Genomic DNA, 20,098 nt, shown 5'->3' with positions numbered 1-20,098 from the left:
GCGCGCGGCCCGGGGCACAGGTCCAGGGAAACCCCGGGGCCTCCCCGCGCGCATGCGGAGCCTTTGCGCCGCCAGGCGGCGGCCCCTACGCCGCCTGGCGGTGGTCCGCGTCGAGCAGGTGGTAGAGCAGCAGGAGCTGGGTGATGGCGAGCGGGTCGCTGGTCCCGGCGTCGCCCAGCCGGCCGAGGGCGTCGGGGTCGGGCAGCGCGGCGCCGGCGCGCGGGCCGAGCCGCTCCCAGATGGCCTTCTTGACGACCTGCGACTCCTCGGGCGAGACGTATCCGTGGACGTGCAGGGCGTCGACGGGACGGCCGTCGTCGTCGCGGTGCAGCCGCAGGTGCATGGCGGTCTCGGTGTCACCGTAGCCGCTGTCCAGGACGTCGGCCAGCTCGGGATGGTCGATCGTGGGGCGCAGCAGCAGCTCGGCGGAGAGCGGCGTGCCGGGCGGGTCGAGGCGGCCGGCGACGGGCGCGAACCGGACGACGATGTCGGCGTGCTTGCGCTGCGGGCGGATGTAGGCGGCGCTCTCCTGTTCGCGGCGGGCCAGCTCCGCCATGACCTGCTCCGGGCTGTAGCCGCGCTTGTCGCAGTCGCGGTGCACCTTCCAGGAGTGCCGCAGCGGCTCGGGCGGGTCGAGGTAGACGGTGATGTCGAAGCAGGCCCGCGCCATCCTGGTGTGCAGCGGCAGGAGGCCCTCGACGATCACGAAGTCGCGGGGTTCGACCAGCTCCGGCCGCACGAGCTCGCCGGTCGAGTGGTCGTAGACGGGCTTCAGGACCGGCTCGCCCATCGACAGCAGTTGGAGGTGCTGCTCCATGATGTCGATGTGGTTGCAGTCGGGGTGCAGCGCCGTGAACGGCTTGCCGGCCCGTTCGGCGCGGTCGTAGCGGTGGTAGTCGTCCACGCAGACCGCGGTCATCCGGTCGGCCCCGAGGCACTCCACGAGCCCCCTGGTCAGGGTGGTCTTGCCCGCCGCGCTGTCGCCCGCGATGGCGAGCATGACGGGGCGGCGGCCCGACCCGCGCGCCCGGAGCATGTGCACGATCCGATGGGGCACCTGGCACCTCCGTCCTGCGAAATCCGGTTTTCGTAGAAGACGGTACGAGGACCCGGTCGCGGACGCGTCCCCCAATCAGGGGAGAGGGGGGGTGAGAGCACCGGAGGCACTCCCCGGACCGGGGCCGCCGGCAGGCGGATCGCGGTTGTTATCGTGCGGGAATGAGTGCACCCGTACGCGTCGTCCTGGTCGACGACCACGAGATGATCCTCGCCGGGCTGCAGGCGATGCTGGCCGGGTTCTCCGGGCGGGTGCGCGTCGTGGGCCAGGCGGGAACGGGGGACGAGGCGGCCCGCCTGGTCACGACGCTGCGCCCGGATGTCGTCCTGCTGGACGTGCGGCTCGGCCCGGAGAGCGGCCTCGATCTCTGCCGGCTGATCAGCGGGCGCGTCCCGGAGGCGCGGGTGGTGTTCCTGTCGGTGTACGACGACGAGCAGTACGTCTTCGAGGCGCTGCGGGCGGGCGCCGGCGGCTACCTGCTCAAGCGGGTGGACGGCCCCGAGCTGGTCCGGCGGCTGGAGGAGGTCGCGCAGGGCGAGACGGTCGTCGACCCGACGCTCGCCGGCCGGATGGCGGTGACCGCGGCCCGGCTGACCCGCGGCGAGTTCTGGCCGGGCGCCAACCGGGGCCTCACCCAGCGCGAGAGCGAGGTGCTGTCGCTGCTGGTCGGCGGCCTGTCCAACAAGGCGATCGCGGCGCGGCTCGTGCTGAGCGAGGAGACCGTCAAGAGCCACCTGCGCGCCCTGTACCGCAAGCTGGAGGTCACCGACCGGTCGGCGGCGATCGCGGTCGCGCTGCGCGAGGGCCTGTTCCGGTGACGTCCCCGCTGGAGCTGCTCGCCGGCCGCGGGACGGATCTGCTCGTCCGCGTCGTGGCCGCGGCCTGCTCCGACCGGGAGCTGCCGCGGATGGCCGAGGAGCTGGCCGGGCTCGTCGTACGGTCCGCGCGGGCGCTGACGTTCTGCGACGTGTACGTCCTGGACGAGGAGGAGCGCGCCCTCGAATGGCCGGGCCCGCCCGTCCCGCTGGGGGAGGGCGATGCCGGCTGGGCCGCCGCGCACGGCCGGGTCCGCGCGCACGCGGACGGACGCGGCGCCGCGATCCCGGTGCACGGCGACGGCGGCGTGATCGCGGTCGTGGACGTCCGGTCCGCCGGGCCCGCCCTGCCGGAGGATCTCGCGCTCGTCACCGCGCTCGCCGAGCTGTTCGCGCCGGTGCTGTCGTCGTGCCGCCGGCTGCGCACCGCCCGCGAGCGCGAGCACGCCGCCGAGCGGTTCGCCGAGCGGGCCGTGGAGGCGCAGGAGGCGGAGTGGTCGCGGCTCAGCCGGGAGATCCACGACGGCATCGCGCAGCGGCTCGCCAGCCTCGGCTTCCACCTGTCGGCCGCCGAGCGGGCGCTGCCCGAGCACCATCCGGAGGCGCTGGCGCAGATCATGATGGCGCGGCGGCTGTGCGAGCTGGCGGCGGGGGAGACCCGCGCGGCGATCGGGGGGCTGCGCCCGCCCGTCCTGGACGATCTCGGCCTGTCGGCGGCGCTCGCCACCCTGGCCCGGGAGGCGGGGGACGGTCCTGGGCCGTCCGGCGTGATCGACGTGACGGTGACCGTCGAGGGCGAGCTGGAGGACGAGCTGCCCGACCACGTGCAGACCGCGCTGTACCGGATCGCGCAGGAGGCGGTCGGCAACAGCCTGCGGCACGCGTCCGCGAACCGCGTCGACCTGCTGCTGGAGCACTCCAGCGACCGGGTACGGCTGAAGATCGCCGACGACGGGCTCGGCTTTTCGATGCGGGACGTCCTCGCCCGCGGCGGCCGGGGCCGCCGCCCCGACTCCTACGGCCTGCGCGGCATGCGCGAGCGCGCCGAACTGCTCGGCGGCCGGGTCGCGGTGCGGAGCCGGCCCGGCGCCGGGACGACGGTGGAGGCCGTCATCCCCATCCCCGGCCGCCGCGGCTGAACCGTCCCGCCGCCGCCCTCATCGGGCGGTGGCCGGCGGTACCCGGATCAGCGCTCCTCCAGGACGCGGAAGGTGATCCCCGCCTTGACGAGCCGCTCGACCAGCGCGTCGCCCATCGCCGTCGCGGTCGTGACCTGCCCGGACGTCGCGGGCAGGTCGTCATGGGCGAGGCACAGCGCCGACTCGGCGAGCATCTTGGCCGTCTCGGTGTAGCCGGGGTCGCCGCCCGCGACCTCGGTGACGACCCGCCTGCCGCCGCCTTCGCCGACGAACTTCACGCTGAACCAGTTGCGGGCGCGGCGCCGCGCCGACGGCCCCTCGCCCGGTGCGCGGAGCCGCAGCAGCAGGCTCCGGGTCGGCGGGAGCGCGGCGAGCGCGAGCAGCGCGCCCGAGCCCGCCGCCATCGCGGCGGCGGTCGCGAGCCGCCTGACTGCGACGTAGTGGCCGTAGGAGAAGTCGGGGCCGTAGCGGTCGAGCGCCGCCGCCGACCGGACGACGATCTGCGGGTCGATGGTGGGCAGCGGCAGTGTCCAGCCGTCCCCGACCCGGGCCTTCGGCACCGGGCCGCGTGCGAGGCGCACCCGGCGGCCCGCGGGCCGGTCCTCCAGCCGGCGGCGTTCGCGTCCGGCGCGCAGCATCCCGGCCGCGTCCCCGAAGATGCCGATCGCCGAGTGCAGGGTGCCGCCGGAGGCGTCCCCGCGCACCCGCAGGAATCCCTCGACGCGCAGCGGGACGCCCTCGGGCAGCCGCTTGACCGTGAAGTAGACGCCGAGGTCGTGGGGGATCGAGTCGAACCCGCAGGCGTGCACGATCCGCGCGCCGCTGCGCACCGCCTCCCGGTGGTACTTCACGTACATGCGGTCCACGAACGTGGGCTCGCCGGTGAGGTCGACATAGTCGGTACCGGCGCGCGCGCAGGCCGCGACCAGGGGCTCGCCGTACTTGACGTAGGGGCCGACCGTGGTGATGACGACCCGCGACGATTCCGCCAGCTCCTCGATGGAGGCGGCGTCGGTGGTGTCGGCGTGCAGCAGCGGCACCCCGGCGCACGCGGGATCGATCTCCGCCAGCCGGCCGCGGACGGCCGTGAGCCTGCCCCGGTCGCGTCCGGCGAGAGCCCAGCGCGTCCCGGGATCGGCATGCCGGGCCAGGTACTCGGCGGTGAGGGCGCCGGTGAAGCCGGTGGCGCCGAACAGGACGATGTCGTACGGGCGGTCGGCGGTCATCGATGCACCCCTTTCACGGGTCCGAACCTGATTCTGTCGCGTCGGCGGCCGGGCATGCGCGAGGGGACGGCGATGTGAGCGACGGCACTCCTCTAGGGGCGCCGCGATGATCCTGACCGCGGTCCGGCCGGGCCCGCCACCGGTGTCGCTGTGGGGCCCGCCGCAGCGGGCCTCCAGCCGGGCGCGTCCAGCAGGTGCCGGACGAACAGCAGCGTCGTCGCGGTCGGCACCGCCCCGGCGACCGCGTGCCAGGGCCGGTCGAGCGGCATCCCCGGCGCGTCGACCACCACGAGCCGCCCGGCGGCCAGCTCCGCGCCGACGGCGTCCCGCGACACCAGCGCCACCCCGAGCCCGGCCGCCGCGCCCGCGATCACCGCGCCGTTCGAGCCGAGCACGAGCCGGGGCGGCGCCACCTCGCGGTCGGCCAGGTAGGCGTCCGCGCTCGCCCGCGTCCCCGAGCCCGGCTCGCGCATCACCCAGGGGGTGCGGGCCGGCGCGAACCCGTCCGCGACGTCCGGCGCGCCCACGACCACCAGCTCGTTCGGGCGCCTGGCCAGCACGGTCGCCGCGACCTCGGCGGGCGGCCGGCCGGCCAGCACGAGATCGGCCTCGTGCGCGGCGAGGCTGCTCCACACCTGGCGGCGCGGCCCCACCTCCAGCGTCAGCTCGACCTCCGGCCAGCGGGCCCGGAACGAGGCGAGCAACTCGGGCAGGATCTGGTCGGCGGCCGTCGTGACCGCCGCCAGCCGCAGCGGCCCCCGCCCGGGATCGGCCGCGCCGCGCGCCGCCGCCCGCCCCTCCTCCAGCAGGCCGAGGACCTGCCGCGCGTACCCGGCGTAGACGGCCCCGGCGGCGGTCAGCCGGACCCCCCGCCCCACCCGCCGGACGAGCGGGACGCCGAGATCGCGGGTCAGCGCGGCCACCGCCGCCGAGACCGCCGACTCGGTCACATACAGCCGCCGCGCCGCCGCCCGCACCGACCCGGTGTCGGCGAGCGCGACGAACGTCCGCAGCCGCGCCTCCGTCACGTCCGGCCTCCTCATTCAAGTGAATGCTCAATCTTCACCGTAGAACACTTGATGGACATCACAAGTATCGGGAGGTGAAGCTTGAGGCGTCACGGTTCCACGCGACCGGGACGCGGTGCCCGCTCCGAAACCCCTGGGACATGCCGTCCTTCACCGGGGCGGGCACCGTGTTCCGTCGCCCACGAAGGGAGAGCGGCGATGGGCTCGGGCAGATGGTCGGCGGGCGTGATCCCCTATGCGGAGATGGGCTACTGGCGTCCGGACTACGAACCGAAGGACAGCGACATCCTCGCCGCCTTCCGGATCACGCCGCAGCCGGGCGTGCCGCCGGAGGAGGCCGGCGCGGCCGTCGCGGGCGAGTCGTCCACCGCGACCTGGACGGTCGTGTGGACGGACCGGCTCACCTCCTACGAGAACTACCAGGGCAAGTGCTACAAGGTGGAGCCGGTCCCGGGCCAGGAGAACCAGTTCATCGCCTACATCGCCTACGACCTCGACCTGTTCGAGGAGGGGTCGATCGCGAACCTGACGTCGTCCATCATCGGGAACGTCTTCGGGTTCAAGGCGCTGAAGGCGCTGCGCCTGGAGGACATGAGGATCCCGCCCCACTACGTGAAGACGTTCCAGGGGCCGGCGCACGGCATCGTCATGGAACGCGAGTACCTGGGCAAGTTCGGCCGCCCGCTCCTGGGCGCGACCGTGAAGCCCAAGCTCGGCCTGTCGGCCCGCAACTACGGGCGTGTCGTCTACGAGGCCCTCCGCGGCGGCCTCGACTTCACCAAGGACGACGAGAACATCAACTCCCAGCCGTTCATGCGCTGGCGCGACCGTTTCCTCTACTGCATGGAGGGCGTCAACCGGGCGCAGGCCGCCACGGGCGAGGTGAAGGGCCACTACCTCAACGTCACCGCCGCGACCATGGAGGACATGTACGAGCGCGCCGAGTTCGCCAAGGAACTCGGCAGCGTCATCGTGATGATCGACCTGACCATCGGCTACACGGCGATCCAGTCGATGGCCAAGTGGGCGCGCAGGAACGGCGTCCTCCTGCATCTGCACCGCGCAGGGCACTCCACGTACACGCGGCAGAAGAGCCACGGTGTGAACTTCCGCGTCATCGCCAAGTGGATGCGGCTCGCCGGCGTCGACCACATCCACGCGGGAACGGTCGTCGGCAAACTGGAGGGCGACCCGAACAGCGTCCGCGGCTACTACGACACCCTCCGCCTGGACAAGGTCGCCGCCGACCCGGTCAAGGGCCTGTACTTCGACCAGGAATGGGCGTCGCTGCCCGGCACGATGCCGGTCGCGTCCGGCGGGATCCACGCCGGGCAGATGCACCAGCTTCTGCACTACCTCGGCGAGGACTCGATCCTCCAGTTCGGCGGCGGGACGATCGGCCACCCGATGGGCATCGCCGCCGGCGCCACCGCCAACCGCGTCGCGCTCGAAGCGATGATCAAGGCGCGGAACGAGGGCCGCGACTACCTCGCCGAGGGCCCCGAGATCCTGCGCGCCGCCGCCAAGAACAGCCGCGAACTGGACATCGCCCTGTCCACCTGGGGCGACATCACCTTCACGTACGAATCCACCGACACCCCGGACGTCGTCGAGACCCCTGTGAGCGTCTGATGCGGATCACCCAAGGAACCTTCTCGTACCTGCCCGACCTGACCGACGACGAGATCGCGAAGCAGATCGCCTATGCCCTGGACCAGGGCTGGCCGTGCTCGGTCGAGTTCACCGACGACCCGCACCCGCGCAACTCCTACTGGGAGATGTGGGGCCTGCCGATGTTCGACCTCGCCGACCCGGCCGGCGTCCTGTACGAGGTCAACGAATGCCGCAAGGCGTACCCGGACCACTACATCCGGCTGAACGCCTACGACGCGCATTACGGACGGCAAACGACCGCCCTCCAGTTCATCGTGCAGCGTCCCGCCGAGGAGCCGGGCTTCCGGCTCGGCCGCGCGGAGACCTCCGACCGGCGTGTCCGCTACACCGTCCACCCGTACGCCCTGGACCGTCCCGAGGGCGACCGTTACGGGGCGGGACGTTGAGCGAACGGCCCGGCTTCGGGATGCGTCCGAACGGCTCCCCGGAGGATTCCTCCCCGGTTCCCGCCACCGGGGAGCCGCTCCCCGCGGACGCCCGCGTCGACCTCGCCAAGGAACGCGCCGACTCGCAGGTGGACTCCGTCCTGGACACCCTCGACGCCGAGCTCATCGGCCTCACCCCGGTCAAGACACGCATCCGGGAGATCGCCGCGCTGCTGCTCGTGGACCGTGTCCGCGCCCGGTTCGGCATCGACTCGGGACGACCCAACCTGCACATGTGCTTCACCGGCAGCCCCGGGACGGGCAAGACGTCCGTCGCCGTCCGGCTCGCCGAACTCCTGCACCGCCTCGGCTACATCCGTCGCGGCCACCTCGTCTCCGTCACCCGCGACGACCTCGTCGGCCAGTACGTCGGCCACACCGCGCCCAAGACCAAGGAGGTCCTGAAACGCGCCATGGGGGGTGTGCTGTTCATCGACGAGGCGTATTACCTGTACCGGGCCGAGAACGAGCGCGACTACGGGCAGGAGGCCATCGAGATCCTCCTCCAGGTGATGGAGAACCAGCGGGACGACCTGGTCGTCGTCCTCGCCGGCTACAAGGACCGCATGGACTCCTTCTTCACCTCCAACCCCGGTATGGGCTCCCGCATCGCCCACCACATCGACTTCCCCGACTACGAGCCCGACGAACTGGAGGCCATCGGCCACCTGATGATGGACCGCGACGGCTACGGCCTCGCCCCCGAGACCGAGCCGGTCTTCCGCGACTACCTCTCCCGCCGCCGCGCGCAGCCCCGCTTCGCCAACGCCCGCTCCGTCCGCAACGCCATCGAACGGGCCCGCCTCCGGCACGCCAACCGCCTCCTCGCCGCGGGCGGCGAAGTGGACCGCGAAGCCCTCACCACCCTTCACCCGGAAGACTTCCTGGCCAGCAGGGTCTTTTCGTAATTTTTTGGGGCTGCGGCCTCGGCCACCACCTCGACCACCAGTGCCCCGGAGCGATGCGGCGATCGCCGCATCGCCCGCCGGAGGAGGGCTTCAGGGCCCGACGCCGAAGGCGGCGCAATGAGTACTGTTGGGGCGAAGACATGTAGAGGTGGGGGAGAAGTTGCTTAACCCAGAGGATCTGTACGAGCTCGACGCCGACCTGCCGGAGATGACGGGTCCGGTCCTGCTGCACAGCCTCGACGGCTTCGTGGACGCCGGCTCCACCGGGCAGCTCGTGCGCGAGCACCTCCTTGAGTCACTTGAGCACCGCGTGATCGCCCGCTTCGACGTCGACTCGCTGATCGACTACCGGGCCCGGCGGCCGGCGATGACGTTCGACCGCGACCACTGGGCCTCCTACGACGCGCCCGAACTGGTCGTCCGGCTGCTGCGCGACGAGATCGGCAGCCCGTTCCTGATGCTGACCGGGCCCGAGCCCGACCGGCTGTGGGAGGGGTTCACCGCATCCGTCATGCACCTGGTCGAGCGGCTGGACGTCGGTATGGTCGTCGGCTTCCACGGCATTCCGATGGGCGTCCCGCACACCCGCCCGGTCGGCACCACCGCGCACGCCACCCGGCCCGAGCTGGTCACCCGGAACTCCTGGTTCGACAAGGTGCAGGTGCCGGGCAGCGCCGCGAGCCTGCTGGAGCTGCGGCTCGGCGAGGCCGGGCACGACGCCATCGGGTTCGCCGTGCACGTCCCGCACTACCTCGCCCAGTCCGCCTACCCGGCCGCCGCCGTCGCCGCGCTGGAGGCCATCGTCTCCGCCACCGGGCTGGTGCTGCCCGCCGACCGGCTCCGGGACGCGGCAGCCGCCACCGACGCCGACATCGCCGAGCAGGTGGACGGCAACGACGAGGTCGAGAAGGTCGTCCGGGCGCTGGAGCAGCAGTACGACGCGTTCGCGGGTGCCGCCGAGCGCGACAACCTCCTCGCCGAGTCGCAGGACATGCCCACCGCGGAGGAGCTCGGTGCGCAGTTCGAGAAGTTCCTCGCCGAGCAGGACGGGCCCGAGGCGTCCGGGTAGACATATCCCGTCCGCCGCTGGGTAGGCGAGCGCCCGAGAAGGGAGGTTCGCTCATGGCCCAGAAGGTGAACGAGGTGATGACCCCGGTGCCCGTGGCGGTGTCCCCGGACACGTCCCTGGTGGAGGCCGGGGACCTCATGCGGCAGCACGGCATCGGCGACGTCCTCGTCGTCCACGAGGGGCGGCTGCGCGGCCTGGTGACCGACCGCGACATCGTGATCCGCGCCGTCGCGGCACAGCGGGACATGGCCACCACGACCGTCGCCGACATCTGCAGCACAAACATGGTCACGATCGGGCCCGCCGAGGACGCCGACGAGGCCGTCCGGCTGATGCGCGAGCACGCCATCCGCCGGCTTCCCGTGATGGAGGGCGACCGCCCGATCGGCATGGTGTCGATCGGGGACCTGGCCGTCCAGCGCGACGAGCACTCGGCCCTCGCCGACATCAGCGCGGAACCGCCGAACACGTGATCACGCTGAAGCTGCCGGACGCCGAACTCGCCGGCGACCTGGCGATACCGGACGGTGCCATGGGCATCGTGCTGTTCGCGCACGGCAGCGGCAGCTCGCGGCACAGCCCGCGCAACCGGGCCGTGGCCGAGGGCCTGAACGCCGCCGGCCTCGGGACGCTCCTCATCGATCTGCTCACCCAGCACGAGGAGGAGATCGACCGCGTCACGGCCGTGCTCCGCTTCGACATCGAGTTGCTGACCCTCCGGCTGATCGGCGCGATCGACCGGCTGACGGAGGGGCTGGAATCCGCCCCGCACACCGCCGGTCTCCCCGTCGGCCTGTTCGGCGCCAGCACCGGCGCCGCCGCCGCGCTCGCCGCCGCGGCGGCCCGGCCCCGGATCGCCGCGGTGGTGTCCCGTGGCGGGCGTCCCGACCTGGCGGGACCGTCGCTGCCGCGTGTGCGGGCCCCCGTGCTGCTGATCGTCGGAGGCCGGGACACCGAGGTCCTGGAGCTGAACGAACGGGCGGGCAAGATGCTCGACCGTTCCGAGATCCATGTCATCTCGGGCGCGAGTCACCTGTTCGAGGAGCCGGGCGCGCTGGAGGAGGTGACCATGCAGGCCGCCGACTGGTTCAACCGGCATCTGTGATGCGCGGCGTCGTCACGGTGGGCGCGGGCCCCGCCGCCCACCCACTTGATACCGTTTCGCGCTCCCCCTCACGAACCGGGTACGCTTTCCCGGCAACGAGCACGCGGGCGCGTAGCTCAGGGGTAGAGCACTCGCCTTACAAGCGAGGAGTCGGCGGTTCGAAACCGTCCGCGCCCACACAGGTAGAGGCCATGGTCCGCCGTCGTGGATCATGGCCTTTTGGTCTTGTGAGTGACTAACGCGGTGACCGCGAACGTTCGCCGGCCGCCGTGTTGAGTAGCCCGGTGCCGGTCACCACCGATGACGAGACAGTCTTGGCGTCGCCTTCTTGCGGACGGGCTGCCAGACGTACCTCGCGTGTCTCACGTGGACGGTGTGCGGCCTGCGGGAATCTTGTCGAGCCGTTGATCCCGGAGTTCACGCCGCGCCGGCCGTGCTGCGGGACGGCTGCGGGGGACGATCGGGCGGTGTTCACCGCTTCCTCACCCTCGCAGCCGCGATCACCTGTCGGAGTCGGTGAGCAGATGGATCTGGTGATCGGATTGCGCACCAGGGTGTCCTGCCTCGTTGAGGGTGAGGCAATATTGCCCAATTTGGGGTATCTATCCGTTTATTTGTGGCGACCGGATACGGCCATGAGGGGGATGAACTGACTTCTGGCCGGATATTGTTTGGACTCTGCCACCTCCTGCTGGAAGTCGAAGCGATCATTTCGCACCTGGGGGCCATCATGAGGGATGAGATCCAAGCTCTGTTCCGGCTCCGAGACGAGTCCGTGCGCAATAAGGACGTAGCGCAGTTCCTGTCCACTCAGCTCCATGAGCTGCCTTCGGGGCTCAGCGAGAGCTACCTGTCCGTCGACGGCATGACGTCGAAGATCCTGTACTTCCACGAAGCGTCGGAGACCGGCATCGCCGTTCTGGTCGAAGAGATCTACACGAGCAGCGGAAAGCTGCAGAATTCTCCACGGTCTTCGCTCTTGATCTACTTCCTGGTGGACACCAAGGCGGGATGGAAGATCTACAAGAGCCGGTAGCGGTCAGCCTCAGGGGGAGCGCTGTGCATGACGTCGATCAGGTCGATCACGAATCGGCCATGGGGCCGGCCGGGCGGGGGCTCGGGTTCCTCTGGCTGGAACTCACCAACCGATGCAATCTGAAATGTGTCCACTGCTACACGGAGTCTCATCCGGGCAGTGGAGGACGCGACATCATGACCGCCCGCGACTACGAGTCGGTCATGACCCAGGCATATGAGCTGGGATGCCGGAAGATCCAGTTCATCGGCGGCGAACCTCAGATATCTCCGGACTTCATGAGGCTCCTCAGGTACGCGAAGGAGACGGGCTTCGAGTTCGTCGAGGTGTTCACGAACCTCACCCGCCTCACCGAGGAGACCCTCGGCTTCGCGACCCGGCACGGTGTGCGTTTCGCGACCTCGGTGTACTCCCGGGCCCCGGAAGCGCATGACGGTGTCACCGGCGTTCGGTCCAGCCATGTGCGCACGATCAAGAATCTGCGGCGGCTCATCACCAGTGGCGTCGAGACGCGCGCCGCCGTTGTCGATATCCGTCAGGACGCGACGGCGGCCGAGGAGGCCCAGCGGTTCTTGGAAGATCTCGGCGTGGGAAGCGTGCGCACGTCCCGGGTCCGTGAATTCGGACGGGGTGAAGCTCTGACCGGGCAGCAGGGGAGCATGTCGGCCCTCTGCGGTCATTGCTGGAACGGGAAACTCTGCATCGCGCCCGACGGCCTGGCCTACCCGTGCGTGATGGCGAGGCAGTGGCCGGTCGGCAATGCGCTGACGGAGACACTCGCCCGCATCGTGACGGGTGGGGAGTTGCGCAGCACCCGAAAGGCGATCTTCGAGGAGGCATGGCTGCCGAAGACGCCACCCCCGTCCGCTCATTGCGACCCCTGCCCGCAGAGCTGCGACCCCGACATCTCCTCATGCCCGCCGAACTCGCACGTCTGCAATCCGATCGCCTGCCCGCAGTCGTGCAGTCCGCAGGATTGGTGCGGCCCTCCCTCCTGCATGCCAACGCCTGATATCCCCCAGAAGGAGACACCTAAGATCCTTCCAAAGGAGTAAGTGAGGAGCGGTACATCGACGCGGTGGGGGCGAGCATGGGTTTCCCGTGCGCCCTGAACGGTCGCCCCGCCGATCTCGTTACGCATCGGAGTGCCAAATCCTCCCCGGCTTGTGGGGGGCCGGGAATCCTTTCTGCGCGGTTACGGCAGCTGTAATTTCGGCTCTGACCTGCTGTGATCATGGGGTGGTTTCGGCGTAGGTGTGCCAGGCGTGGTGGCAGGCTCGGGCTCGTTGCTGGTGGCGTCGGCGCCATAGTGACCATGCGTGTCGGTGCTGGGGGTCGGTGCGGGGCGGGGGTACGACGGTCCCCCGGATGAGCCGTAGCAGTTCGGGGACGGTGATGGGGATCAATTCGGGGTCGCCGGGGTGGCGTTCGGTGGCGGTGGTGACGGCGAGGTAGGTGTAGGCGAGCAGGGCCAGGCAGGTCCAGCGGTGCCAGGAGACCCAGCGGGTGGTCTGGCCTTTGTCCAGGCCGCAGGCCTGTTTGGCGAGCTGGTGGTCTTCTTCGATCTTCCAGCGGACGGTGGCGATGGCCACCAGCCGGGCCAGCGGCACCGGGGTCGGGCTGTAGCAGCGGTAGTAGGACAGTTTGCGGGTGTAGCGGTGCCGGCGCACCAGCAGGACCGTGCATCCGGCCTGGTCACCGGCCTGGTGGCTGTCGGGGGTGTCGTCGGGTGTGATGGCGAGCATGGCCCAGTCGTAGGAGCGGACGCCTTTGGTCCCGGTGCCGGTGCGCATGCGCTGCCACCCGCCGTCACTGATCAGCCGGACGGCCCTGCGGGCGGTGGTGGTGTGCGGGCCGAGGGCCACGGTGTGGTCGTGCTTGACGGCCATCACATAGCCCATGCCCAGGCTCCGGACGCAGGTGCGCAGGTCTCGGCCGCCGTAGACCTCGTCCCCGGCCACGAACCCGGCGCCTATCCCGCGGCCGCGGGCGCGGGCGAGCATCGCGGCGGCCAACTGCGGTTTGGTGGCGAACTCGACCTGTTCGGGGACACCGGCCAGCTCGCGGCGTTCCTCATCGGCCGCCCAGTCTCTGGGCAGGTACAGGCGGCGGTCGATGATGGTGTGGCCATGGCCGGTGGCGTAGGTGAGATTCACCGTCACCTGGCACAACGCGACCCCGCCCAGGCTCCCCGAATACTGGCGCGCCGCCCCGACACAATCGGTGGAGGATTTGGCGTCGCCGGTCTCGTCCACGATGAACACCGCGTCCTGGTCACCGTCGGCGCCACCGTCGCCGCCGGTCAAGTGTTCAACGGCCCAGGCCGCGACCTCGTCCAGGACCTGCCGCTCGTCCCATTTCGCCCTCGACAGCAGGTGCTGCAGCCGGTGCGGGCCTGTGTGCCCGAGCGCCTCGCCCAAGGTCCAGCAGTTGTGGTCCTCCAGCTCCATCAGCAGGCCCAGCACGAACTCCCGGGCCAGCCGTCGCGGCTCACACCTGCGGAAACACCCCGCGATCCGGGTCATCACCGCGTCCAGAAACCGGGCCCGCCGCTGCTGTTCGGCATGCGCTATCGTGCCCCCGACGGTCGTCGGGGTTTTGGTTTTCGTCACACAAAGCAAAGATCACGGCGGCCGTCCCGCATGTCCGGGACTCCACCCGATCGTGATCATCTCAAGCTGCCCCGCTGACCAGCAGCGACATCCCCAAATTCACGATCTACAGCTGCCGTAGCGGTGCTCTTGATCGTCCAGATGAACTGCACCGTCCGCGCCCACTGCGTGAACCCCCTGTTCCCGATCCTGGGAACAGGGGGCTCGTGCCATTAGCTCTGTTCTGAACAGGGGTGGGGCGGCTATGGGCGGAGGTAGTGGCCGGGGTTGTAGTGCGTGAAGGACGGGGTCGTGGGGTGCAGGCCCGGCTCGGGGTCTAGGTCGAACACGGTCTGATGGTCGGGGCCGAACATTGCCGCGGCGCCGTTGAGCGTTGCCGGTCGGGTGTCGCCCCAGTGGCCGGTGTTCATCCGGGTGAGCAGGGTTCGCAGCGCCACGATCTCTTCGGCGGCGGTGAAGGTGCAGTGGTAGCCGCGGTCGACGTAGAGCTGTTTCAGGTTCGCGGGGTCGCCCGCGCGCCGCACCTGGGCGGCGTACCAGCGCTGGTTCTCCGGCGGGACGCTGCCGTCTTCCGTTGAGTGCAGGGTGACCACCGGCCAGGGCGTCCGGCCGGTGGGGGTGCCGTATCGGTCGAGGTGGCGGACGGCGGCGGGGTCCGCCTTGACGCGTGGCGCCGCGTTCAGCCGCCCGAGGTCCTCGCGGAGGCTCAGGCCGGCCTCGCGGTACGCGCGCTTCACCAGTGCCTTCTGGCTGGAGCGGGCGAAGAGCGCCCGATAGTCCACACCGGTGTTCCAGGACGGATTTCCCCCGGCGCGGTTCTCGATGTCGGTGCGGTTGACACCCCAGAAGGCGCCCCGGTCATAGGCGGCGTAGAAGTATTGCTGCCGCACCTGGTCGGCGACCGTTTCCGGTGCCGGTGCCCGTGATGTGTAGCGGCCGGGAACGTCCGCGAGCGCGGCGGCGAGGGCGAGCCGGGCACGTCCGCGAGGGTCGTTCAGCGCGGCTCTGAGCGCCCGGCGGGCGCCCGCGGTGTTCGCCTCCGGATCCTTGATGCGCACCAGTTCGAGTTCGGGTGCGAGCAGCGTCTTGATCGCGTGGTTCGCGTCGAGAGCGCTGTTGAAGTGGCCCGTCGTACCGCCGACCACTCCGCAGAGGGAGGCGACGCCGGTGAAGCGGCGGGGGTTGCGTTCGGCCAGCAGCAGGGCGAGGAGCCCGCCGGCCGACGCGCCCGCCGAGATGGTGCGCCGGGGCTTGCCGACGTTCGCGGTGAACCAGTCGAGCAGGTCGATCTGGTCCTTCGCCCCGGACTCGACCACCCCCCAGCCGCGCACCATGCGGTACTGCGAGGCCGCCAGCGCGTACCCCTGATCGAGCAGCCACTGCCTTGTGGCCGGGTGGTTCGTCAGCGCGATCTCCGAGGGCGGGGGGAACTCCAGGCTGTACGCGCCGTGGCTCCACAGCAGCAGCGTCCCGTTCCAGTGACTCGGGACCTCGACACGGTAGGGAACCCCGTCGATGCTGCCCTCACGAACGGTTGCGTCGGCGCGAGCGGGCAGCGCGACCGTGACCAGGGCGGCGAACACCATCAGCGGAACGGTGCGACAGAACAGGCGGAGTCGGTTCATGGGCGCACCTTCCATGAGGTTCTGCGCCGAGCGCAATGATTTTGGAAATAGCTGAAATGTCGTATATTCCGGCCATGCTGCGGCTCTGGCTCGACTATGAGGACCTGACCCGGATCCGCATCACTCCCGGCCTCTCACCGATCGCCCAGACCGTTCTCAGCGCTCAGGCGCTGCGTGAGGGCGGGCCGGAGCCGATTGCCGGTTCGTGGCGATCGCGTACGCGCGCAAGGCTCACCGGCCCGTCCCGTCTGCTGCTCGACCTGGTGCCGCCCGGGCGCTGGATTCCCGACTTCCTGACGCCGTACACACGCGTGCCGGGGATCGAATCGGAACTCGACGCCGTCGCCTCGACGCCCGCACGGCGGATCCGCGCCGAACTGGAGCGGTCGTACGGCCCGCGGCCCCCGGCCTCGTGGCTGCCCCGCCTCGGCGCCGGGGACGGGGAGACGGTGCGGACGCTGATCCGCGGGCTCGGCGATTTCCACCGGGTCGCACTGGCGGATCTGTGGTCCGACCTGAGCGCTCACCTGGGCGCCGAAGCGGCCGGTCATGCCCGGACGATGGCCGACCTCGGAATCGGCGCCCTGCTGGGGAACCTGCACGCCGCCATCCGCTGGACGCCCCCGGTGCTGGAGATCGAAACGCTGTGCGGCGGCGACGTCCGCCTCCAGGGGCGCGGGCTCCTGCTCATCCCCTCGTTGTTCGTCACGGGACCGCGTGTCCTGATCGGCGGCGACGGCCCGGCGACCGTGGTGCTTCCCGCGTCCCGGCCGCTCAGCGGAACGGGCGGCGCCCTCGACGCCCTGCCGCAGGTGTTCGGCCGGACCCGGGCGGCCGTGATCCGGCTGGTCGGCGCGGACGGGGAGCTCACGACCGGGGCATTGGCGGCCCGGCTCGGGGTCAGCGCGGCGTCGGCGTCCCAGCATGCCACCGCCCTGCGCGGCGCCGGTCTCCTCACCAGCGAACGCCGGGGCAAGACGGTGCATCATGCGCTGACGCCCCTCGGCGAACGGTTTCTGCGCAGTGGAGGCGGCCCTGCACGGTGATCAGGGATCCCGCCTGCGCGGCTTGAGCGGGACGTGCTGCGGCGGGTAGGTGAACCCCCTGATCCCATGGCGGGGACCAGGGGGTTCATGACGATCGGGTCAGCAGAGACCCTGCGGGTCGGAGGTCCGGCACTCGTTGTGGCGGAAGCGGTTGGTCTTGCTGCCGCTCTGGTCGACCAGGTCGTACGGTGAGTTGCCGAGGACGATGTTGTTCTTGATCAGGTTGTGGCGTGCGGGCCGGCCGCCCGGGCTCGGGAGAAGCACGACGCCTCCGGAGGAGGGCAGCGTCCCGCGGTTCCGGGTGACGATGTTCTCCGTGATCAGGTTGTGGTCGCCGCCGAGGACGAGGACGCCGGTGCCGCCGAGCGGCGGGACCTCCTCGTGCGCCGGGCAGGACCGGTTGTTCTTGGAGATGTAGTTGTTCCAGAGCTTCGTGTGGCCCTGGCCGCCCCTCTGGTCGTCGTTGACGAGCGCGGCGCCGACGCAGTTGTAGACGAGCTTGTTGCCCCACGCCTTGACGTGGTGGGCGTGCCGGACGAGCAGGCCCAGCGTGTTGCCGGACGAGTAGTTCCCGGCGACGATCGTCCCGCGCGCGTTCTTGATGTCGCCCACGTAGATGCCGGCGTCGAGGGCGTTGTCGATGGCCCAGTTGTGCACGAACCGGCCGCGGATGGACCTGAACTCGGTGATGCCGTACTCGCCGTTCTTCTTGGCCAGGACGCGTTCCACCGTCAGCCGGTCGGTGTACATGCCGTAGACGCCGGTCTCCTTGAACCTCCACACCGTGAGGTCCTTGATCGTCACGCCCCGGACCAGGTGCTTGTAATTGCCGACCACGCAGAATCCCATGCCGGGCACCCCGGCCTTCGCGCAGTGGTCCTTGCGGCCGGGACGGATGACGGTCTTGAAGCCCGCGCCGCGGATCGTGAGGCGCTTGTTGACGTAGATGCCTCCGTCGTAGTACCCCGCCTTGAGCTGGATGACGTCACCGGGTCTGGCGTGGTCGACGGCCGCTTGGATCGACTTGCCCGGCCGGACGACATGGACATGTCCGCCCTTCCAGTGTCCGCCTTTCCAGCCGTGTGTCGAGGCCTGGGCGGCCGGCCCGAATGCGGCGAGTCCGGCGGCGGCGACGACCGCGCTGAGCGAGACCGCGAAAGTCCGCTTCATTCCTTTCCCCCGTTTCTTTTCAGCGGTGCTAAATCTCATGGCGGTGCCGCTATGAGATCACTCGATCATCTTGGAACGGACACTTCATGCCGACGATTTCAGTGGAGTAAAGAACACCCGAAGATTGCAGGGGGGTGGGGGATTTGGGTATTTGCTGGAATATTTCGGTTTCGCTGGTGCCGGGGACGGGGTCCGGGGTGTGTGACGAACGTCTCGGCGGTCAGGTTGCGTGTTACATGCCGTTCACAAACGGGCAACAGTGGCGAAATGCCCGGTTGGCACCTTCTGTAGGGCCGAACCCACGAGGCCAGGCGGACACGAAGGGGACCGACGTTGAGCTACAAGGCCGAGTACATCTGGATCGACGGCACCGAGCCGACCGCGCGGCTGCGGTCGAAGACGAAGATCCTCGCCGACGGCGCCGACCTGCCGGACTGGAGCTTCGACGGATCCAGCACCAACCAGGCGCCCGGCGACCACTCGGACTGCGTGCTGAAGCCGGTCTTCTCGTGCCCCGACCCCATCCGCGGCGGCGACGACAAGCTGGTCCTGTGCGAGGTCTACCTCGTGGACGGGACGCCCCACGAGACCAACACCCGCGCCAAGCTGCGTCCCATCGCCGAGCAATACGCGGACCAGGACTCCTGGTACGGCATCGAGCAGGAGTACACGTTCTTCAAGGACGGCCGTCCGCTGGGCTTCCCCGAGCGCGGCTTCCCGGCCCCGCAGGGCTTCTACTACTGCGGTGTGGGCGCCGACGAAGTGTTCGGACGCGACATCGTCGAGGCCCACATGGACGCCTGCCTGGCGGCCGGGCTGAAGATCTCCGGCATCAACGCCGAGGTCATGCCGGGGCAGTGGGAGTTCCAGATCGGCCCGGCGGGCCCGGTCGAGGTCGGTGACCACATGTGGGTCGCCCGGTGGCTGCTCTACCGCATCGCCGAGGACCACGACGTGTCCGCGACCCTCGACCCGAAGCCGGTGGAGGGCGACTGGAACGGTGCCGGCGCGCACACGAACTTCTCGACCAAGGCCATGCGCGAGGGCTACGACGCGATCATCACGGCGTGCGAGGCGCTCGCCGAGAAGGCGGACGAGCACGTCGCGAACTACGGCGCCGACATCGAGCGCCGGCTCACCGGGATGCACGAGACGGCCCCGTGGAGCGAGTTCAGCTACGGCGTGTCGGACCGCGGCGCGTCCGTGCGGATCCCGTGGCAGGCCGAGGTGGACAAGAAGGGCTACATCGAGGACCGCCGCCCGAACGCCAACGTCGACCCGTACGTGGTCACCCGCCTGATCACGAGCACCTGCTGCGCGGCGCTGGAGAAGGCCGGCCAGGTCTGACCGGACGCGACGACGATCCCCCGCAGAGCCCGGCTCTGCGGGGGATCGGCATGTTCGCCGTGCCGGGTGAGGTGGCCAAACGTCTGCAAATTGTGGGTCTGGGGTGAGTTCCGCCTATCGGTCCCGGGTAGCACCCCCTACGTTCGCACCCGGGGGAGGGAACATGCCCGATTCGCCATTCGGGTGGTACTCCGGCGGCCCGCCCGGCAGGCATGTCGGCCGCCCTGCGCCACGGCCCTGGGAACGGTCGTTCCGGTGTCCCTCCACGGTGCGTCGGCGCCCGCCGGAGGCGCCGCCGAAGCGCTACGAGGACTTCGTCGCGCTGCACGAGGAGATCTCCGAGGACGCCGACCGTCCGCTGCGGCCGCTGTGGTGGACGGGGATCTCCGCGTCCCTGCTCGGCGGCGGCCTCGCGTTCGCCGCGGTGATGGCGCTGCGCACGGTGTTCGGCGTGCAGGTCCCGGTGTTCGCGGGCGGCCACACCCCCGCGACGCCCGCCGCGACCAGCTACGCGCTGTGCGCGATGGCGGTGACGATCCAGGCGACCGCGCTGATGCACCTGCTGCTCGCGACGGCGGCGCGTCCCGTCCGGGCGTTCGTGTGCATCGGCGCGATCGCCGTTTTCGTCCTGACGGTGCTGCCGCTGACGGTGCGCGGCCCGTTCGACGCGGCGCTCGCGACCTCCGGCCTGAACCTGGCCGGCGGGACGGCCGTGGTCGCGCTGCTGTCGGCGGTGGTGGGGGCGGCGCGGCAGTTCCCGGGGGACGGCCCGTTCAGACGTGTCCGCCGCTGACCGCCGGCGGAGGCGGCCCGCAC

Annotated in this window: 19 protein-coding genes and 1 tRNA gene; 14 read left to right on the top strand and 6 right to left on the bottom strand. The window is 70.5% G+C overall.

The features are described 5' to 3' along the window. Positions 1-85: 85 nt before the first annotated feature. Entirely contained in the window at positions 86-1,057 is a 972-nt protein-coding gene (locus tag ACQP1N_RS23430) for a phosphoribulokinase (protein ID WP_067800418.1), read from the bottom strand. A 161-nt stretch (positions 1,058-1,218) separates the two neighbouring features. On the opposite strand from ACQP1N_RS23430, the gene ACQP1N_RS23425 reads away from it, so the two are divergent. Together ACQP1N_RS23425 and ACQP1N_RS23420 are read left to right on the top strand one after the other, a co-directional pair. Continuing rightward, the gene (locus tag ACQP1N_RS23425; RefSeq protein ID WP_067800414.1) at positions 1,219-1,875 is read left to right on the top strand and encodes a response regulator; all 657 of its coding nucleotides are present in this window, start codon (positions 1,219-1,221) and stop codon (positions 1,873-1,875) included. Beyond that, entirely contained in the window at positions 1,872-3,011 is a 1,140-nt protein-coding gene (locus ACQP1N_RS23420) for a GAF domain-containing sensor histidine kinase (RefSeq protein ID WP_433226644.1), read from the top strand. Before ACQP1N_RS23425 ends, ACQP1N_RS23420 begins: the two co-directional genes overlap by 4 nt. Positions 3,012-3,058: 47 nt before the next feature. Here the strand turns inward: ACQP1N_RS23420 and ACQP1N_RS23415 are convergent, their stop codons facing one another. After that, a complete protein-coding gene (locus ACQP1N_RS23415; protein WP_433226642.1) occupies positions 3,059-4,237 on the bottom strand; it encodes a saccharopine dehydrogenase family protein in 1,179 nt (392 codons plus the stop codon). 92 nt (positions 4,238-4,329) lie between these two features. Further along, a complete protein-coding gene (locus ACQP1N_RS23410) occupies positions 4,330-5,265 on the bottom strand; it encodes a LysR family transcriptional regulator (RefSeq protein WP_084263076.1) in 936 nt (311 codons plus the stop codon). A 198-nt stretch (positions 5,266-5,463) separates the two neighbouring features. On the opposite strand from ACQP1N_RS23410, the gene ACQP1N_RS23405 reads away from it, so the two are divergent. From ACQP1N_RS23405 to ACQP1N_RS23365, 9 genes are all read left to right on the top strand, one after another. Continuing rightward, complete coding sequence (locus tag ACQP1N_RS23405; RefSeq protein WP_433226640.1) at positions 5,464-6,897, top strand: form I ribulose bisphosphate carboxylase large subunit; 1,434 nt, start codon at positions 5,464-5,466, stop codon at positions 6,895-6,897. After that, positions 6,897-7,325 (top strand): ribulose bisphosphate carboxylase small subunit, encoded by a 429-nt coding sequence (locus ACQP1N_RS23400; protein ID WP_067800402.1) that lies wholly within the window; start codon positions 6,897-6,899, stop codon positions 7,323-7,325. Before ACQP1N_RS23405 ends, ACQP1N_RS23400 begins: the two co-directional genes overlap by 1 nt. Next, positions 7,322-8,272, top strand: a complete 951-nt coding sequence (cbbX, locus tag ACQP1N_RS23395; RefSeq protein WP_433226637.1) for a CbbX protein — start codon at positions 7,322-7,324, stop codon at positions 8,270-8,272. The genes ACQP1N_RS23400 and cbbX overlap by 4 nt, the downstream gene beginning before the upstream one ends. Positions 8,273-8,432: 160 nt before the next feature. Beyond that, the gene (locus ACQP1N_RS23390) at positions 8,433-9,341 is read left to right on the top strand and encodes a PAC2 family protein (RefSeq protein ID WP_207394123.1); all 909 of its coding nucleotides are present in this window, start codon (positions 8,433-8,435) and stop codon (positions 9,339-9,341) included. Between the two features lie 53 nt (positions 9,342-9,394). Beyond that, on the top strand, positions 9,395-9,814 hold the full coding sequence (locus ACQP1N_RS23385) for a CBS domain-containing protein (RefSeq protein ID WP_433226635.1): 420 nt from the start codon (positions 9,395-9,397) through the stop codon (positions 9,812-9,814). Then, positions 9,811-10,446 (top strand): dienelactone hydrolase family protein, encoded by a 636-nt coding sequence (locus ACQP1N_RS23380; protein WP_433226633.1) that lies wholly within the window; start codon positions 9,811-9,813, stop codon positions 10,444-10,446. The genes ACQP1N_RS23385 and ACQP1N_RS23380 overlap by 4 nt, the downstream gene beginning before the upstream one ends. Before the next feature lie 105 nt (positions 10,447-10,551). Then, positions 10,552-10,623, top strand: a tRNA-Val gene (locus tag ACQP1N_RS23375). Positions 10,624-11,062: 439 nt separating this feature from the next. Continuing rightward, positions 11,063-11,482 carry a hypothetical protein gene (locus ACQP1N_RS23370; protein ID WP_131732794.1) on the top strand — a complete coding sequence of 140 codons (420 nt, stop codon included), beginning with the start codon at positions 11,063-11,065 and terminating at the stop codon, positions 11,480-11,482. Between the two features lie 23 nt (positions 11,483-11,505). Further along, entirely contained in the window at positions 11,506-12,537 is a 1,032-nt protein-coding gene (locus ACQP1N_RS23365; RefSeq protein WP_433226631.1) for a radical SAM protein, read from the top strand. A 177-nt stretch (positions 12,538-12,714) separates the two neighbouring features. On the opposite strand, the gene ACQP1N_RS23360 is transcribed toward ACQP1N_RS23365, so the two are convergent. Further along, positions 12,715-14,094, bottom strand: a complete 1,380-nt coding sequence (locus ACQP1N_RS23360) for an IS701 family transposase (protein ID WP_433225973.1) — start codon at positions 14,092-14,094, stop codon at positions 12,715-12,717. 242 nt (positions 14,095-14,336) lie between these two features. Next, positions 14,337-15,719 (bottom strand): prolyl oligopeptidase family serine peptidase, encoded by a 1,383-nt coding sequence (locus tag ACQP1N_RS23355; protein WP_433226629.1) that lies wholly within the window; start codon positions 15,717-15,719, stop codon positions 14,337-14,339. A gap of 74 nt (positions 15,720-15,793) precedes the next feature. Here ACQP1N_RS23355 and ACQP1N_RS23350 point away from each other — a divergent pair, with 74 nt between their 5' ends. After that, positions 15,794-16,765, top strand: a complete 972-nt coding sequence (locus ACQP1N_RS23350; protein ID WP_067800380.1) for an ArsR/SmtB family transcription factor — start codon at positions 15,794-15,796, stop codon at positions 16,763-16,765. A gap of 99 nt (positions 16,766-16,864) precedes the next feature. Here the strand turns inward: ACQP1N_RS23350 and ACQP1N_RS23345 are convergent, their stop codons facing one another. Then, positions 16,865-17,935 (bottom strand): right-handed parallel beta-helix repeat-containing protein, encoded by a 1,071-nt coding sequence (locus ACQP1N_RS23345; protein ID WP_067800376.1) that lies wholly within the window; start codon positions 17,933-17,935, stop codon positions 16,865-16,867. A 333-nt stretch (positions 17,936-18,268) separates the two neighbouring features. On the opposite strand from ACQP1N_RS23345, the gene glnII reads away from it, so the two are divergent. Together glnII and ACQP1N_RS23335 are read left to right on the top strand one after the other, a co-directional pair. Continuing rightward, the gene (glnII, locus tag ACQP1N_RS23340; protein ID WP_433226626.1) at positions 18,269-19,282 is read left to right on the top strand and encodes a glutamine synthetase; all 1,014 of its coding nucleotides are present in this window, start codon (positions 18,269-18,271) and stop codon (positions 19,280-19,282) included. Positions 19,283-19,550: 268 nt separating this feature from the next. Then, entirely contained in the window at positions 19,551-20,075 is a 525-nt protein-coding gene (locus ACQP1N_RS23335) for a hypothetical protein (RefSeq protein ID WP_067800371.1), read from the top strand. The last annotated feature ends 23 nt before the right edge of the window (positions 20,076-20,098 follow it).

Origin of the sequence: Actinomadura formosensis (assembly GCF_050948385.1) — a bacterium.
In the GTDB taxonomy this organism is placed as follows: domain Bacteria; phylum Actinomycetota; class Actinomycetes; order Streptosporangiales; family Streptosporangiaceae; genus Spirillospora; species Spirillospora formosensis.
The sequence above is the reverse complement of the archived record's forward strand: the minus strand, read 5'-3'. Positions and strand labels throughout refer to the sequence as shown.

Excerpts from the sequence above, each read along its gene's own strand:
- ACQP1N_RS23425 (WP_067800414.1), top strand. The coding sequence starts at position 1,219 with ATGAGTGCACCCGTACGCGTCGTCCTGGTCGACGACCACGAGATGATC.
- ACQP1N_RS23415 (WP_433226642.1), bottom strand. The coding sequence starts at position 4,237 with ATGACCGCCGACCGCCCGTACGACATCGTCCTGTTCGGCGCCACCGGC.
- ACQP1N_RS23405 (WP_433226640.1), top strand. The coding sequence starts at position 5,464 with ATGGGCTCGGGCAGATGGTCGGCGGGCGTGATCCCCTATGCGGAGATG.
- ACQP1N_RS23400 (WP_067800402.1), top strand. The coding sequence starts at position 6,897 with ATGCGGATCACCCAAGGAACCTTCTCGTACCTGCCCGACCTGACCGAC.
- ACQP1N_RS23385 (WP_433226635.1), top strand. The coding sequence starts at position 9,395 with ATGGCCCAGAAGGTGAACGAGGTGATGACCCCGGTGCCCGTGGCGGTG.
- ACQP1N_RS23355 (WP_433226629.1), bottom strand. The coding sequence starts at position 15,719 with ATGAACCGACTCCGCCTGTTCTGTCGCACCGTTCCGCTGATGGTGTTC.
- ACQP1N_RS23350 (WP_067800380.1), top strand. The coding sequence starts at position 15,794 with ATGCTGCGGCTCTGGCTCGACTATGAGGACCTGACCCGGATCCGCATC.
- ACQP1N_RS23345 (WP_067800376.1), bottom strand. The coding sequence starts at position 17,935 with ATGAAGCGGACTTTCGCGGTCTCGCTCAGCGCGGTCGTCGCCGCCGCC.